The following is a 16,377-nucleotide window of genomic DNA, read 5'->3' as shown; positions in this document are numbered from 1 at the left end:
GGGCTTATGAATATGATGATGAAAAATACTCACCAATTAACAGGATGCTTGATGGAGAAGGAGCCCTTGGCTCGTTATACATCATGGCGTGTGGGTGGTATTGCAGATCGGTTATATAAACCAGCAGGTATAGAGGACGCACAACAATATTTGAAGTCGCTACCAGCTGGCGAGCCAGTACTTTGGTTGGGTTTGGGTAGTAATGTATTAATTCGTGATGGTGGCGTGCGCGGCTCAGTCATTTATACACGAGGTTGTTTAAAACAGATGGAACAATTGGCTGACGGAATGCTTAAAGTTGAAGCAGGTGTGCCGTGTGCTTTGGTGGCTAAACTAGCTGCAGAAAAAGGCTTGTCTGGGGCGGAGTTTTTAGCCGGTATTCCCGGCACAATGGGTGGTGCGTTAGCTATGAATGCTGGTGCATTTGGTGGTGAAACATGGGCGTTAGTTAGTAAGGTTGTTTTGTTGAATCGGCACGGGGATTTAATAGTACGCGATGCGGATGATTTTGACGTGGGCTATCGCTCAGTATCACTGGCTGATGATGAGTGGTTTGTAGCGTGTTATTTAGATATTCCTCAAGGTGGCAATAAAGAAAGTCGTGAAAAAATACGTCAGTTATTGGCTAAACGTTCACAAACACAACCTACAAATGTTCCTAGCGGTGGATCTGTTTTCAAAAACCCTGAAGGAGATCATGCGGCGCATTTAGTTGAAATAACAGGCTTGAAAGGTTATCGAATTGGCGGTGCGCAAGTATCAGAGAAACATTCGAACTTTATATTAAATACAGGTCATGCCACGGCTAAGGACATTGAACGTCTCATTGAATATGTCAAAGGTCAGGTGCATAAAAATCAGGGTGTTTTGCTTGAAACAGAAGTTCGTATTATCGGTGAGGAAAAGGCGCAATGAGCACTATTCAATCCGCTAAATCTTTTGGCAAGGTTGCTGTGGCAATGGGTGGGCATGCTGCTGAGCGTGACATTTCATTATTAAGTGGTGAGGCCGTTTTGTCAGCCCTTAAAGCACAGGGGGTTGATGCGATTAAGTTTGATACGGCAGCCTCTGACATCATGCAGTTAAAAGAAAAAGGTATAGACCGTGTTTTTAATATTATGCACGGGCGTGGTGGAGAAGATGGCCAATTGCAAGGTGCTTTAGAACTAATTGGCATTCCCTACACAGGGAGTGGTGTATTGGGGTCTGCATTGGGCATGGATAAGTTAAGAACAAAAAACTGTTGGCTGGGTGCTGGGCTTCCAACACCAAAATGGATGGTGCTAGAAAAAGAATCCGATATAGACGCATGCGTAGTTGCGCTAGGTTTTCCAGTCATGGTTAAACCAGCGCTAGAAGGCTCTAGTTTGGGGATGGCAAAAGCAAATACCATAGAGCAGCTTCGTGAAGCGTATAAAAAAGCAATGAGATTTACCTGTGATGTTATGGCAGAGCAGTGGGTTGAAGGAGCAGAGTACACCGTGGCTGTACTAGCAGATAAAGCGTTGCCAGTGATTAGATTGGAAACCCCCAATGAGTTTTATGATTACGAAGCGAAATATCAGGCAGAAACAACTCAATACCATTGCCCCTGTGGGTTAACTGCTGAACAAGAACAAGCCTTACAACACTTATCGATTAAAGCCTTTAAGTTGTTGGCTGGTGAAGGTTGGGGGCGCGTTGATTTAATGTTAGATGCACAAGGTAAGCCGCAGTTATTAGAAATAAATACGGTACCTGGAATGACCGACCACAGCTTAGTCCCAATGGCCGCAAAACAGGCAGGTATTGATTTTAATACATTAGTTTGGCAGATATTGGAAACCAGCTTTGCGAAGGAGGGGGCATGAAGAGTGTGATGATTGATTTGCTTCAGCAAAATGAAGTGTTGGTTAAAAAGAGCGTTCTTTCTCTAATAGTAGCGATTGTTGTATGGCAGTTCGTTAGCTGGTTAATGCAACCAAGCACGATGCCCATTAAACAGGTGCGTATCGGTGGTGAATTAAATTATGTGACAGCTGAGGATATTTCAACATCGTTATCAGCATTAGTTGATACCGGGTATTTCGCGATGAATAGCAGTGAAATTGTTAAACACGCGACGGCCTTACCCTGGGTGAATAAAGCAACAATTAGGCGTGTGTGGCCAGATACTATTGTGTTGACCTTGGTGGAACAAAAGCCTGCTGCGATTTGGAATAAAACGGCCTTGCTGAATACACAGGGCGAGGTATTTAAACCGGTATTTGATAAAAGCTTAGAAACATTGCCAAGTTTATCAGGCGTGGAGACGAGTAGTCAGGCGATACTTGAAGAATATAGAAAAGTTAATAACGCAATAAAAAGCACGGGTATTCAAGTCAGCAAATTGAGTTTAGCAGAGCACGGTAGTTGGTCGGCAGTAATGAGCAATGGCATAAAAGTAAGTGTGGGTCATCAGTCGCCTGAACAGGCAATTGGTAAATCATTAAGGTTATTGGCATCGCTGGAAGGCAGTTTGATAGATCAGCTTGCGAAGGTGGATTTGCGTTACCCAAATGGGGTGTCCGTACAGTGGAAAGACGGTTATAAATTTGCTGACCGGGTTGAGCAAATAGCCGCATTAAAATTGAAAAAGGATCAGCCAGTTAAAGGCTAAGAACAATGAAGAAAAACAGTGATAAGAATTTAATTGTTGGTTTAGATATAGGTACATCTAAAGTGGCGGCCATTGTGGGGGAAATAACCCCAGATGGAACGATTGATGTCATCGGTATCGGAACCAATAGTTCGCGAGGTTTGAAAAAAGGCGTGGTGGTTAACCTCGAGTCTACAGTGCATTCAATTCAACGCGCTGTAGAAGAGGCTGAGTTGATGGCGGGGTGTCAAATTCACTCAGTATTTGTGGGGATAGCAGGCAGTCACATCAGTAGCTTGAACTCCAGTGGCGTGGTGGGTATTAAAGAAAGCGAAGTGATTCCATCAGACATAGAGAGAGTGATTGATGCGGCAAGGGCAGTGGTTATTCCTGCGGATCAAAAGATTCTTCACATCATGCCACAAGAATTCATTATCGATGGACAAGAGGGCATTAAAGAGCCTGTTGGAATGGCGGGCATCAGGCTGGAAGCAAAAGTACATATTGTGACCGGCGCAGTGAGTGCAGCGCAGAATATTATTAAATGTGTAAGGCGTTGTGGTTTAGAAGTAGGCGATATCATTTTAGAGCAGCTGGCATCGAGCAGTTCGGTGCTCACGGATGATGAAAAAGAACTGGGCGTTTGTTTGGTTGATATTGGTGGTGGCACGACGGATATTGCAGTTTTTTGTGATGGCTTTATTCGCCACACCGCGGTTATTCCAATTGCCGGAGACCAAGTTACTAATGATATCGCTGTTGCATTACGGACGCCTACCCAGCATGCCGATGAAATTAAGTTGAAATATGCATGTGCGCTGACTCAATTAGTTCAAGAGGACGAAATGATTGATGTGCCAAGCATAGGCGATCGGCCGGCACGAAAAATTTCACGTGGAAATTTGGCTGAAATTATTGAGCCTCGCTATGAGGAATTAATGATGCTTGTACAGGCTGAGCTGAGGCGCTCGGGCTACGAGGACATTGTTGCCGCAGGGATTGTGCTAACGGGCGGCAGTGCAAAGGTAGAGGGATTGGTTGAATTGGCAGAAGAGGTATTCCACATGCCCGTTCGCCTGGGTTATCCGCAGTATGTGTCTGGTTTAAGCGAGGTGGTTCGTAATCCGATATATGCAACCAGTGTTGGGTTGTTGTTGTTTGGGCAGCAAAATAGTGTGGCAAGTGGTGGAGAGGTGAAAAATGGTTTTGAAGCTATGTGGGAAAAGATGAAGAGCTGGTTTCAAGGTAATTTTTAACGATAAATAGAGACTTTAGTATTTAGATTAACAAGATAGGGGAATTGATATGTTTGAATTAATGGATGCACATACACAAAATGCAGTAATTAAAGTCATTGGTGTTGGCGGTGGCGGTGGCAATGCCGTGAATCACATGGTTAATAGTGCAATAGATGGTGTGGAATTTATTTGCGCCAACACAGATGCGCAAGCTCTAAAAGACACACCAGCTAAAACGGTATTGCAGTTAGGTAATAATAGTACAAAAGGCTTGGGTGCAGGCGCGAACCCTGAAGTGGGCCGTCAAGCAGCGATTGAAGATAGAGAGCGAATTCAAGAAGTAATCGTCGGTTCTGATATGGTCTTTATCACAGCAGGAATGGGTGGTGGAACAGGGACAGGTGCTGCGCCAATAGTGGCCGAAATAGCAAAAGAAATGGGTATCTTAACAGTAGCTGTAGTGACTAAGCCTTTCCCATTTGAAGGCAAAAAAAGAATGTTATTGGCAGAACAAGGGATAGAGGAATTAGCACTTCACGTTGATTCATTAATTACTATTCCGAATGAAAAGTTATTGCACGTACTGGGCAAAGAAATGAGTCTGCTAAATGCCTTTAAAGCGGCGAATGATGTTTTGCTAGGCGCTGTACAAGGGATTGCAGAATTAATAACCTGCCCTGGCTTGATTAATGTCGACTTTGCTGACGTTAGAACTGTTATGTCAGAAATGGGTGATGCGATGATGGGAACAGGTAATGCAAAAGGAGAATCTAGAGCACGCGAAGCTGCAGAAGCGGCCATTCACAGCCCCTTGTTAGAAGATATCAATGTACAAGGCGCTCGCGGTATTTTAGTGAATATCACGGCTGGATTAGATATGTCTATAGGTGAATTTGAAGAGGTCGGTCAAGCGATTAGAGATTTTGCATCGGATGATGCGAATGTCGTTGTCGGTACGGTTATTGATCCTGATTTGTCAGACGAAATGCGAGTAACTGTTGTTGCAACTGGTTTAGGTGGCAAGGCAAAAGTGGCTGAAGAACCAACGCCGATTGTTCAAGTGAAAAGAGAAGCCATTAAAACGGCTGACCTGAAGGAAGAGGATTTTGATATTCCAACAATCATGCGTGATGGAAAAGCGGAAATGGCGGATCAAAAAACCAGTGGTATAGATAATACCTTAGACCCTGCTTATTTGGATATACCTGCGTTTTTAAGAAGGCAAGCCGATTAGTTGAGACCGTGAACCGCCCTTGGATATTGAAATGTGTTGAGGGCGGTAAAATAACTGAGTACGTGGCAATGCATGGCTTATTGTTAAATTGCAAAATGTGTTAATATCCCGCAATAATGACAATAAAAATAAATTGAATTTATCTGCTTGGGAGTTTTAAATGATTAAACAACGAACGCTGAAAAACGTGATTCGTGCTACGGGTGTTGGTTTACACAGTGGCGAAAAGGTTTATTTAACGTTGCGCCCTGCAGGCGTCAATGCCGGTATTGTTTTTCGCAGAATAGATTTTGACGAAGCAGTCGTTATTCCAGCAAAAGCAGAAAATGTAGGTGACACACAATTATCAACCACCTTGATACAAGGTGACGTACGAGTCTCTACTGTTGAACACTTGTTGTCGGCCATCGCTGGATTGGGTATTGATAATATTTACATTGATTTAAGTGCTGCTGAGGTGCCGATCATGGATGGCAGTGCAGGCCCGTTTGTCTTTTTACTACAATCGGCTGGTATAGAAGAACAAAACGCAGCGAAACGCTATATTCGTATCAAAAAAGAAGTCCGAGTAGAGGATGGCGATAAGTGGGCGAGCTTTGTCCCTTTTGAAGGCTTTAAGGTCGGGTTTAGTATTGAGTTTGATCACCCAGTATTTAAATCGCGTACACAAGAGGCGATTATTGATTTTTCTTCAACTTCATTCGTTAAAGAGATAAGCCGTGCACGTACCTTTGGTTTTATGAAGGATATTGAAATGTTACGTCAACGCAACTTAGCGTTGGGTGGAAGCATGGATAATGCCATTGTCGTCGATGATTTTAGAGTCTTAAATGAAGATGGCTTGCGTTACGAAGATGAATTTGTGAAACACAAAATTTTGGACGCTATTGGTGACCTATACTTACTAGGGCATAGCTTGATTGGTGAGTTTCATGGCCATAAATCGGGGCACGAGCTTAATAATAAGTTATTAAGAGAGTTGTTGGTTCAAGAGGATGCTTGGGAAGAAGTAACGTTTGAAGAAGATGACCAATTCCCTATTTCATATATAGAACCACTACCTGCGGGTGTTTAAACTAAGATAGCTTGTTTTTTTGTAGTGTCTTGATGAGTTTATTCATGGAATGGGTTAACGAGTCTGCCTGTTCTGAATCGTTGGCTTCTGTAAGACACTTCAATGTATGACTGGATGGCGATTTAGGCAAAAGCGGTGTTTTTGCTGTGTGCTTAGATAGCACTTTAACCTTTAAAGTACGAACCCGTTCACCAAAGTAATTTGATAAGGCGTTTAGAATAGGTTGGCGTAGATACAGTAGTTTTGAAGCCCAGACAGAAGAGTCGGTGAATAAGATTACCGTGTTTTTACTGGCGGTGACATGCAAACAATGAGCTGCCAAATCTTCAGTTATTGATCGTTGAACAAGACGCAGAAGTGTTTTTTGTTGATGCAAGCTTTGCTGAATATGCTGTAAACCATTCAAGGATGACTTGTTGTTTTTGAAAGGTTGTTTAAACATATGTTGTTAAGATAAAAAATAAATAATATGCAAATTATACTGTTAACAAAAGGTAAAAAGAAAACCATCAACTTTTCTGCGATCCAGCAAAAAGTTACCTATGGGTTACTTGGTAGCTTTGTTTTATTACTAGCAGTTTATTGGTATATGCCATCGGTGACCGAAGTTAGGTTAACCGAACAATCAGGGAAGGTATCTCAAGAGTTATTAACCCAGCGAATAGAGCTGGAAAGAGTGCGCGAGAAAACTCAAAATACGCTGGATAACCTTGCCTTACGAGTTGGGCAAATGCAAGCACAATTGACGAGGCTGAATGCGGTTGGTGAGCACCTTGTTAAGAAGGCTAATTTAACGGCGTCAGAATTTAATTTTGACGAATTACCAGCCATCGGCAGTGCAGGTTTGCCGGACTCAGCAGAAAGTTTTACAGAAAACCAATTGCTGCATGATATTCAAGTACTCGATAAACAGTTATCTTTACGCGAAAAACAATTAACGTTATTGGGTGTTTTTTCGGCAAATAAAGAGTTGTCTAAAGAGGTTCGCCCAGCAGGGTTACCAGTCGCAAAAGGATGGTTGTCATCGTATTACGGTTACCGAGCAGATCCATTTACTGGCAAGAAAAAATTTCACCATGGTGTCGATATTGCAGGCAAGACAGGGACCAGTGTTTTAGCCGCTGCATCTGGCTTGGTGACCTACGCGGGGAAAAAAGGCGGTTATGGTTATTTAATTGAAATTGACCATGGCTCAGGGTACGTCACCCGCTATGGGCATAATAAGGAAATAGTGGTCAAATTAGGCGATGTCGTTAAACAAAATGATGTTATCGCTAAAATGGGGTCAACGGGTCATTCTACCGGGCCACATGTTCACTTTGAAGTAATGCGCAACGGTAAGAAAGTGAATCCCCGTAAATACCTGTATTCTTCAAGCTAAGGCAGTACTTACTCCTACGTCCTTTTACATTCTAATTTAAAGCGTTATGAATAGGGCTTGAATGGGCCTAAAAAGCAGGTTTCAGTGAACCATATGCGGTATCATTTGGTTTTTCGTTTCACACTAAAGTTTATTTGTAATGATTTCAAATATCGTAAAGAAAGTTTTTGGTAGTCGTAATGATCGGTTGGTAAAAGCAAAACAAAAAACCGTTAAAAAAATTAATGAGATTGAAGCATCAATCAGTGCCTTAAGTGACACTGAGTTGAAAGCGAAAACGGATGAATTTCGTGCTCGACTTGAACAAGATGAAACACTCGACTCATTAATCGTTGAAGCGTTTGCAGTGGTTAGAGAAGCTGGTGTTCGCGCCTTAGGCATGCGTCATTTTGATGTGCAGCTAATTGGCGGGATGGTGCTTCATGATGGACACATCGCCGAAATGAAAACCGGTGAAGGTAAAACACTGGTTGCCACGTTATCAGCTTATTTGAATGCATTGCCCGGTAAGGGCGTTCATATGGTGACAGTGAATGATTACTTGGCTGAACGTGATTCACAATGGATGGGGCAGTTGTTCGCCTTCTTAGGCATGACAACGGGGGTGATCGTCAATTCGATGAGCCCTGAACAGCGACGCGAAGCCTATGCAGCAGATATTACATACGGCACTAATAATGAGTTTGGCTTTGATTACCTTCGAGACAATATGGCATTTGGTGTCGAAGACAAGGTTCAACGTGAGCTGCATTACGCGATCGTTGATGAGGTTGATTCAATCTTAATTGATGAAGCAAGAACACCATTGATTATTTCAGGCCCAACAGATGATAAAAGTGATTTATATATCAAGCTTAACGAGTTGGTAAAAGACCTTACAGAAGAGGTTGAGTCGCAAGAGGGTGGTGAGTACACCGTTGATGAGAAGTCGAAACAAGTCTTTTTGACAGAGTTAGGCCATGAAAAAATTGAAGAACTACTGACCAGTAGCGGCCTATTAAGTGAAAATGAAAGCCTATACGATGCCACTAATATTGGGTTGATGCATCATGTATATGCTGCATTACGAGCTAGTGCGCTGTATCACAAAGATGTCGATTACATTATTCAAAATGGTCAAGTGGTTATTGTTGATGAGTTTACTGGAAGAACAATGCCGGGCCGGCGCTGGGGCGAGGGGCTTCATCAAGCAGTAGAGGCAAAAGAAGGCGTTAAAATTCAAAGTGAAAACCAAACGATGGCGTCTATTACATTCCAAAATTATTTCAGGATGTATGACAAATTATCGGGAATGACCGGTACTGCAGACACCGAAGCATTTGAGTTTCAACAAATTTATGGTTTGGAAGTTATTGTTATTCCAACACACCGTGGGATGGCGCGTGAAGACGCCGGGGATCTTATTTATTTAACAGCGAAAGAAAAATACGAAGCGGTTATTGAGGATATCGAAGATTGCTACCAACGAAAGCAGCCAGTATTAGTGGGTACAACCTCTATTGAAGTTTCTGAATATATATCGTCCAGCCTAACCAAGAAGAAGGTGCCTCATGAGGTGCTTAATGCTAAACAGCATGAACGTGAAGCACAAATTATTGCCAATGCCGGTGCTTTAGGGGCGGTCACTATTGCGACTAATATGGCCGGACGGGGGACCGATATTGTTTTGGGTGGCAAGAGCGAAGACGAGTCATCTGAAGTATGGCAAAAAAAGCATCAGGCAGTACTAGATGCCGGTGGTCTCCGTGTGATTGGTACAGAAAGGCATGAATCGCGCCGGATAGATAATCAGCTAAGGGGCCGGTCAGGGCGTCAAGGTGACCCTGGTGCAAGTCGTTTTTACTTATCGTTAGAAGACAGCTTAATGCGAATTTTTGCCTCAGAACGTGTATCTGGTTTGATGCAAAAACTGGGTTTAGAAAAAGGTGAGTCGATTGAGCACCCTTGGGTGAGTAAAGCGATTGAAAATGCTCAACGTAAAGTAGAAGGGCATAACTTCGATATTCGTAAGCAACTTCTTCAATACGATGATGTGGCGAATGATCAACGTCGAGTGATTTATGATCAACGTAATGAAATTATGGAGGCATCAGATATTGCCGATACTATTGTTTCTATACGTGAAGATGTCGTTAACCAATTAATTGATGTGTATATTCCAGCACAATCAATCGAAGAGCAATGGGATATTGCAGGCTTACAGGCTGCTCTTGAGGATGAGTTCTCCTGCAAGCTTAATATTCAAGAGCTATTAGATACAGATGATAGCTTGCATGAAGACAGTCTGCGCGAGCTAATCCTAAAAACAATCAGCGATGACTATGCTAAAAAAGAAATATTAGCAGGTGCAGAGGTGCTTCGGCACTTTGAAAAATCGGTGATGCTGCAAACATTAGATTCGTTGTGGAGGGATCACTTAGGTGCGATGGAACATTTAAGACAGGGTATTCATCTACGTGGTTATGCACAAAAAGATCCGAAACAGGAATATAGACGCGAGGCCTTTGAGCTCTTCACATCGTTATTAGATACATTAAAAAGAGATGTTGTTCAGTTGGTAACAAAGGTCCAAGTTCGTGCAGAAGAAGATGTTCAAGCCGTTGATGAGCAACGTCGTATTCATCAAACCATGGAATACAAGCATGATGATGCAAATGCCTTAGGTGAAGAGAAGAACGATGAGCAAGCCGACAAGGCACAGCCTTTTAAACGTTCGGATAAAAAAATTGGCCGGAATGACCCTTGCCCATGCGGTTCTGGCAAGAAATTTAAACAGTGCCACGGCAAGCTGTGAGGCTACGTTAAGCGCTCGTTTGAGTAAGGTGGCTTTTTATAGTCTAAGGGCTACTTAACTTTATAACTATAACTGTTTATTAGGAGCTTAATCATGCCTGTAGGCGGAACTGTCCCTTTAGAATTAAAAGCAATATCAGGTGTTCGCATTGGCACCGCATCAGTGGGTATTTCACAAACTGTACGTGACGACCTAACGCTATTTGAACTGACTGCGCAAACACAGGTTGCGGCTGTTTTTACAAAAAATAAATTTTGTGCAGCGCCCGTTACAGTGGCTAAAAAACATTTAGCCGAAGACTTTCCACGTTATCTACTGATTAATTCAGGCAATGCAAATGCTGGTTTGGGCGACGCAGGTTTGTTGACAGCGCAAACATGTTGTGCAGAACTTGCAAGCAAAGTGAATGCTAAAGAAACACAGGTATTACCGTTTTCAACAGGAGTGATTGGCGAACCGTTACCAGTAGACAAGCTTGTAGGTGGTTTGCAAACGGCAGTAGATACCTTAAGCGAACAGCATTGGCAAAAAGCGGCTGCAGCCATTATGACAACCGATACCTGTGAAAAAGGCTGCTCTTGTACATTACAGTTGGATGGCACAGAGGTCACCATAACGGGCATTGCAAAAGGCTCAGGCATGATAAGGCCAGATATGGCGACGATGCTATCTTATGTTGCGACTGATATGCCGATTGGCAGAAAAATCCTCGAGGTTATGCTGAAGGAGGCTGTGGATATGTCTTTTAACAGTATTTCGGTAGATGGTGATACGTCAACAAACGATGCTGTCGTATTAATGGCAACCGCAGCGGCTGATATAGAGCCGATTGAGACGCAAAGTGATAAACGGTACCCAGTGTTTTTAGCAGCATTAAAACAGCTGTGTAGTTATTTGGCCGAAGCAATTGTAAGAGATGGAGAGGGCGCTACAAAACTAATAAACGTTCAGGTTGAACAAGCTTATACAGCAAGTGATGCAAAGGAAGTGGCTTATACGGTTGCGCATTCACCATTAGTAAAAACCGCCTTTTTTGCCTCAGACCCTAATTGGGGGAGGATTCTAGCCGCCGTAGGTAGAGCGAACATAGCAACAATAAATGTTGATGCGGTTTCAATTTACTTAAATGATATTTGTATTGTTAAGGCCGGTAAGCGTTCAGCTGACTATACTGAAGAGCAGGGCCAAAAGGTTATGAATCAAGATGAAATTTGTGTTCGTATTTGTCTGGCTCAAGGAGACTGTTCATCCCGTGTATTAACCTGCGATTTATCTTACGATTACGTCAAAATAAATGCTGAATACCGCTCATAAAGTATTAGACATAGTATTGATATACAGATGTTAAAGGTAGCGGTCGGGGTTATAAAAAATCAATACAATGAGGTGCTTATTAGTAAGCGCTCTAAGAAGGCGCATCAAGGTGGCTTGTGGGAATTTCCGGGTGGTAAAGTCGAAGAAGGCGAAAAGACTGAAGACGCGTTAAAAAGGGAGCTACTAGAAGAGTTAAATATAGAGGTGTTAACGGCAGTTCCCTTTATACAGGTGAAGCACGATTATAACGATATAGGTGTGTTGCTTGAGGTGTACCTGGTTGAAAGCTTTCAAGGCAAGGCATGTGGAATGGAAGGTCAACCGATTAAATGGCTTGCGATCGATTCGTTAGACAAAAGCTCATTTCCTGCAGCAAACAAGGCGATCATCGATGCGTTGAATTTACCTCGGTATTATCCAATTGTTGATGAGTCTATAGGCGGAGAAGAAGAGATGTTAAGCAATTTAAAGGCCTTAATATCAGGCGGGTATACGATGATTCAATGGCGAGCAAAGTCGCTTAATAAGGGTGGCTTTAAACACTTAGCTGAGCAAGCGATGGCTCTTTGTAAACATAACAATGTTCGTTTATTTATTAATAGCAGTATGACTGATGCATTAGAGATGAATGCTGAGGCGATACACTTAAGTGCTAACGAGGTGCTAGCTATGAAAAATAAAGCCAGTTCACTGAAAGGTGTTTTGCTGGCCGCCTCTTGCCATAATGAACAAGAACTAAAGGCAGCAAAGGAACTGGGCGTATTATTTGCCGTGTTATCACCTGTATGTGCAACACAAACGCATATAGGCATGAAGCCTTTAGGCTGGCCGCAGTTTAAGTCGTTAAGTGAGGCCGTGCCGCTACCTGTTTTTGCTCTAGGGGGCGTAGGGCCAGAAACGCTAGATAAAGCGCTGTCAAATGGTGCTTATGGTGTGGCTGGTATAAGAGCATTTGGCAGGTAACAGTCAATGCCCGTGGGCAAAGCTTAATGTTCGAACAGTTGGTCGACCTCAGCTGGATGTGCTTTTTCTCCAGCAATTGCATGTTTTTCTGAAGCCCATTCCCCTAAATCAATTAATTTACAGCGCTCACTGCAAAAAGGTTTAAAGGTTGAGGTTTCATTCCAAGGCACGGCTTTGCGGCAAGTAGGGCAGTTAACGGTTTGTGTTTTCATTTTAGAGTTGGCAGATACTTAATGTAAAACGAATGTCTTCATCTATTTGACTGGGTCTTTCTGTTTCAAGGGGCAACATAAAGCGGACTGTAAAGCGGTGCTTACCACCACTGATTTCAGCAAAATACTCAGAGGAAAGGTTTAAAGAAACCCGAAGTAAATGAACCGGATGGTTAGTATCTAAGCTTTGTTGGTAATAACCAGCACGTGCAATTTTTTCAGTCGGCATGGCGCTATAGCGAATAAATTGCAGTAATAGCGAGATAGATTGTCGAATTGGTGTGAGATGAGCGGTCCAGTTTTGTATCTGCTCGCGACGAACGCTTAATGGCTTATTAAGCCAAAAATGGTAAGCTGGCAGGTCAAAATCGCAGGTACCACCAGGGATACTGTTGCGCTGTGATAAGCACTTTAATAAGTCAACCTGCCCTAGGACCTGATCAATTCTTCCGTTAGATGTTAAAAGCTGGCGGTTTAATGAATTGAGTTGGTCAATGCTTTGCTCTAGTTTTTCGCGGTCTACTTTTGGGTTTTTAGCAAAAATGACAAGGCACTTTGTGTGTCGTTCAATTTCTTTTGTAATTTCATTTCTTAGGTCTGTTCTGCTTGAGATGGCAAGAATATCAAGTAAACAACTCAGCTCTGCTCTGTTTTGCCATTCTCCGTCATGTTGAGAAAAGTGTAACATTTGCTCGAATAAATCCTCTAGCCGCAAAAAGGTGCGGATACGTTCACTAAGAGGTAGTTCGTAAGTGATCTGTTCAGACACAAGTAATAGATAAATCCTAAAACGGTTATTTTGCAGGATATTATTTGGTTTTTCCAGCGCTCATTTCTAAGTAGAAGTTATGTAGCTGCTCTACTTTTTTTTCTAGACTATTTAATGACCCAACATTGGTGATAATATCATCAGCCTGACTGAGGCGGAATGCGCGGGTACATTGAGCGTTCATAATTGAGTTAATCATAGAATCACTCAGTTGATCGCGTGCTTTAACGCGTTTAATTTGAGTGGCTTCTGGGCAATCAATGACCAAGATGCGGTCAATGTTTGCTTGGTGCTTGGTTTCAAGTAGAAGAGGAATACTTAAAATACCATAAGGATAGTAAAAGCTAGCCAAGGTTTGGTACATGGTTTTGTAAATAATGGGATGGAGTATGGATTCTAAGGTTTCTTTTTTGCTGGGGTTGTTAAAAATTAAATCACGTAAGTAGTCCCTATTTAGTGCACCACTCGGTAAAAGAATGGAATCCCCAAAGGCTTGTTGCAGCTGGAGGAGGGCGGGTTGTCCTGATTGTACAATGGTGTGGGAGATAATATCTGCATCCACCACGGGGACGTTTCTTTTTTCGAACAATTGGGTGACAGTCGATTTGCCACAGCCAATACCCCCCCTTAAACCAATGGTTAACATACGATGTTATAAGCCGACAAACTGGAGGTAAGTTAGGTTAATTTTTTCGCCCCAGATCAACGCAATAAACGCGGCAATAGATAAATAGGGGCCAAATGGTATGGGTATGTTCTTATCTCGTCCGTGAATAATGATGAGTGTTATTCCAATGATTGCACCAGCTAAAGCAGATAACATAATGACCAGAGGTAACATTTTCCAGCCCAATAAAGCGCCAATAGCGGCAAGTAGCTTAAAGTCACCGTAGCCCATCCCTTCTTTACCGGTGATTAATTTAAATAACCAAAAAACTGACCAAAGGCTAAGGTAACCGGCAAGTGCGCCGATGAGTGCGGTTTTAGGTGTTATGAAAATTTCAAATAGGCTGATGGATAAGGCAAACCATAAAAGTGGAAGGGTGATAGAGTCGGGCAATAGTTGAGTGTCAAGGTCTATCAATGTTAGGCAGATTAACGCCCAGGTAAATAATAAAGCGACGCACATTTGTAACGACACGCCAAACTGTACGGCAATGAGAAGCGACAAAAGAGCAGTGATTAACTCGACGGCGGGGTATCTAATTGAGATAGCTTGTTGGCAGTTTTTACATCGCCCTTGTAGAAATAAGTAGCTCAAAACGGGAATGTTTTCGAGTGCGCTAATAGGGTGTTGGCAAGAAGGGCAGCGTGAACGCGGTTGCGATAAATTAAAGGCCGCTGGTGAAGGATTATTTGTATCTTCTTGCTCAAGAAAGGCGAGGCATTCTTGGCGCCAAGCATTTTGTAACATGATGGGTAGCCGATAGGCGACAACATTAAGAAAGCTACCAACCAGAAGTCCTAGTAAGCAAACGGTTAAATAGAATAAAAAGGGGCTTTGTTCAAGCGCTTGGATAATGCTCATGTAAGACGGTTAAGCCGTTGGGTTTATTATTAAAAAACAGACCCTAACATAAAGATAGGCAGGTACATGGCAACAATTAAACCACCCACTAAGATACCGAGAATAGCCATAATTAAGGGTTCAATAAGGCTAGATAAGGAATCCACAGCGTTGTCGACCTCTTCTTCATAAAAATCAGCCACTTTACCAAGCATGCTTTCGACCGAGCCTGCTTCTTCGCCAATAGCGACCATTTGTACAACCATATGAGGGAAAAGACCTACATTTTTCATGGCTTGTTGTAATTGGATGCCGGTCGCCACTTGTTCTCTCATTTGTAAAACGGCTTCAGAGTAAACAATGTTTCCGGTTGCCCCTGAAACAGACTCTAGTGCTTCTACTAAGGGTACGCCAGCAGCAGACATGGTGGACAACGTTCTAGCATAACGAGCAATGGCTGCTTTGTTCATGATGTCGCCAATAATTGGCATTTTCAGTATCATTCTATCGAGCAGGTGGTTAAATTTACGTGAACGTTTTTTAACTTGCATTAGAACAAATACAACACCGCCTATTATGCCAAAGACAGCCCACCACCACTCTTGCATAAAACGAGACAGTTCGACGACCATTTGTGTAAACGCAGGTAAATCTGCACCAAAGCCGCTAAATAAGCTTTCAAACTGAGGCACCACAAAAATCAATAAGATTGCGGTAACAACAACGGCCACTACTAATACTGAAATAGGATAGGTAAGGGCTTTTTTGATTTTAGCTTTTAAGCTTTCTGTTTTTTCTTTATATTCAGCAATTTTGACTAGTAAATCTTCGAGAATACCGGCATGTTCGCCAGCTTCTACTAAATTACAAAATAGCTCATCGAATTGAAAAGGGTATTTTCCTAAACTTTCAGCGAGTGTTGACCCACCCTCAATGTCTGATTTAATGTTGGCAAGCATGTCTTGCATGGCAGGCTTTTCGTGTCCTTTGCCAATAATATCAAAAGATTGTACTAATGGAATGCCGGACGCCATCATGGTTGCTAATTGACGGCTGAAAACCGCGATATCTTTAGGAACAATTGGTTTTTGACCCATGCTACCAAAAAGTGCTTGAGGCTTTTTCTTAACCTTAAGAGGGCGAATCCCTTGACGCCTCAGTTCTGCTTTAACAAGGGCATCACTTCGGGCATTTATTTCCCCTTTGCTGCGGTTGCCTTTATTGTCGGTTCCTTCCCAAATATAGGTAATTTTTGATGCACTAGATGCCATAA

The 16,377-nt window shown here is 42.6% G+C and carries 16 protein-coding genes; 10 read left to right on the top strand and 6 right to left on the bottom strand.

Features of this window, described 5'->3' with window-relative positions; translation table 11 throughout:
• Nucleotides 1-12: 12 nt before the first annotated feature.
• The 6 genes from murB (at nt 13) to lpxC (ending at nt 6,164) form a co-directional block, all read left to right on the top strand.
• Nucleotides 13-915 carry a UDP-N-acetylmuramate dehydrogenase gene (gene murB, locus CPC19_RS11245; protein WP_015005179.1) on the top strand — a complete coding sequence of 301 codons (903 nt, stop codon included), beginning with the start codon at nt 13-15 and terminating at the stop codon, nt 913-915.
• Nucleotides 912-1,850: a D-alanine--D-alanine ligase gene (locus tag CPC19_RS11240; protein ID WP_016390941.1), complete on the top strand. Its 939-nt coding sequence runs from the start codon at nt 912-914 to the stop codon at nt 1,848-1,850. Before murB ends, CPC19_RS11240 begins: the two co-directional genes overlap by 4 nt.
• The gene (locus CPC19_RS11235; protein WP_016390940.1) at nt 1,847-2,638 is read left to right on the top strand and encodes a cell division protein FtsQ/DivIB; all 792 of its coding nucleotides are present in this window, start codon (nt 1,847-1,849) and stop codon (nt 2,636-2,638) included. The genes CPC19_RS11240 and CPC19_RS11235 overlap by 4 nt, the downstream gene beginning before the upstream one ends.
• Before the next feature lie 5 nt (nt 2,639-2,643).
• On the top strand, nt 2,644-3,873 hold the full coding sequence (gene ftsA, locus CPC19_RS11230; protein ID WP_015005182.1) for a cell division protein FtsA: 1,230 nt from the start codon (nt 2,644-2,646) through the stop codon (nt 3,871-3,873).
• A gap of 49 nt (nt 3,874-3,922) precedes the next feature.
• Nucleotides 3,923-5,089, top strand: a complete 1,167-nt coding sequence (ftsZ, locus tag CPC19_RS11225; protein WP_015005183.1) for a cell division protein FtsZ — start codon at nt 3,923-3,925, stop codon at nt 5,087-5,089.
• A gap of 160 nt (nt 5,090-5,249) precedes the next feature.
• Nucleotides 5,250-6,164, top strand: coding sequence for a UDP-3-O-acyl-N-acetylglucosamine deacetylase (gene lpxC, locus CPC19_RS11220; protein ID WP_016390939.1), 915 nt, complete (start codon nt 5,250-5,252; stop codon nt 6,162-6,164).
• Between the two features lies 1 nt (nt 6,165).
• Here lpxC and CPC19_RS11215 read toward each other — a convergent pair whose 3' ends face one another.
• A complete protein-coding gene (locus tag CPC19_RS11215; RefSeq protein ID WP_016390938.1) occupies nt 6,166-6,606 on the bottom strand; it encodes a DciA family protein in 441 nt (146 codons plus the stop codon).
• A 27-nt stretch (nt 6,607-6,633) separates the two neighbouring features.
• Here CPC19_RS11215 and CPC19_RS11210 point away from each other — a divergent pair, with 27 nt between their 5' ends.
• The 4 genes from CPC19_RS11210 (at nt 6,634) to CPC19_RS11195 (ending at nt 12,616) form a co-directional block, all read left to right on the top strand.
• Nucleotides 6,634-7,545 (top strand): M23 family metallopeptidase, encoded by a 912-nt coding sequence (locus CPC19_RS11210; protein WP_016390937.1) that lies wholly within the window; start codon nt 6,634-6,636, stop codon nt 7,543-7,545.
• Between the two features lie 139 nt (nt 7,546-7,684).
• Complete coding sequence (gene secA, locus CPC19_RS11205) at nt 7,685-10,339, top strand: preprotein translocase subunit SecA (RefSeq protein ID WP_016390936.1); 2,655 nt, start codon at nt 7,685-7,687, stop codon at nt 10,337-10,339.
• A gap of 93 nt (nt 10,340-10,432) precedes the next feature.
• Nucleotides 10,433-11,653 (top strand): bifunctional glutamate N-acetyltransferase/amino-acid acetyltransferase ArgJ, encoded by a 1,221-nt coding sequence (gene argJ, locus CPC19_RS11200; RefSeq protein WP_016390935.1) that lies wholly within the window; start codon nt 10,433-10,435, stop codon nt 11,651-11,653.
• 27 nt (nt 11,654-11,680) lie between these two features.
• Entirely contained in the window at nt 11,681-12,616 is a 936-nt protein-coding gene (locus CPC19_RS11195; protein ID WP_016390934.1) for a Nudix family hydrolase, read from the top strand.
• A 23-nt stretch (nt 12,617-12,639) separates the two neighbouring features.
• Here CPC19_RS11195 and yacG read toward each other — a convergent pair whose 3' ends face one another.
• Genes yacG through CPC19_RS11170 form a run of 5 tightly spaced genes read right to left on the bottom strand, consistent with a single transcriptional unit; the run spans nt 12,640 to nt 16,375 of the window.
• Nucleotides 12,640-12,828, bottom strand: a complete 189-nt coding sequence (gene yacG, locus CPC19_RS11190) for a DNA gyrase inhibitor YacG (protein ID WP_016390933.1) — start codon at nt 12,826-12,828, stop codon at nt 12,640-12,642.
• 1 nt (nt 12,829) lies between these two features.
• Nucleotides 12,830-13,597, bottom strand: a complete 768-nt coding sequence (zapD, locus tag CPC19_RS11185) for a cell division protein ZapD (RefSeq protein WP_020933068.1) — start codon at nt 13,595-13,597, stop codon at nt 12,830-12,832.
• Between the two features lie 40 nt (nt 13,598-13,637).
• A complete protein-coding gene (gene coaE / locus CPC19_RS11180; protein ID WP_096910803.1) occupies nt 13,638-14,243 on the bottom strand; it encodes a dephospho-CoA kinase in 606 nt (201 codons plus the stop codon).
• 6 nt (nt 14,244-14,249) lie between these two features.
• On the bottom strand, nt 14,250-15,125 hold the full coding sequence (locus CPC19_RS11175; RefSeq protein ID WP_016390930.1) for an A24 family peptidase: 876 nt from the start codon (nt 15,123-15,125) through the stop codon (nt 14,250-14,252).
• 29 nt (nt 15,126-15,154) lie between these two features.
• Nucleotides 15,155-16,375: a type II secretion system F family protein gene (locus CPC19_RS11170; RefSeq protein ID WP_015005194.1), complete on the bottom strand. Its 1,221-nt coding sequence runs from the start codon at nt 16,373-16,375 to the stop codon at nt 15,155-15,157.
• Nucleotides 16,376-16,377: the final 2 nt, after the last annotated feature.

This window comes from Cycloclasticus sp. PY97N, from assembly GCF_002443175.1.
In the GTDB taxonomy this organism is placed as follows: Bacteria; Pseudomonadota; Gammaproteobacteria; order Methylococcales; family Cycloclasticaceae; genus Cycloclasticus; species Cycloclasticus pugetii.
Note: the sequence above shows the minus strand (reverse complement) of the source record. Positions and strands in the feature narration are given on the sequence as shown.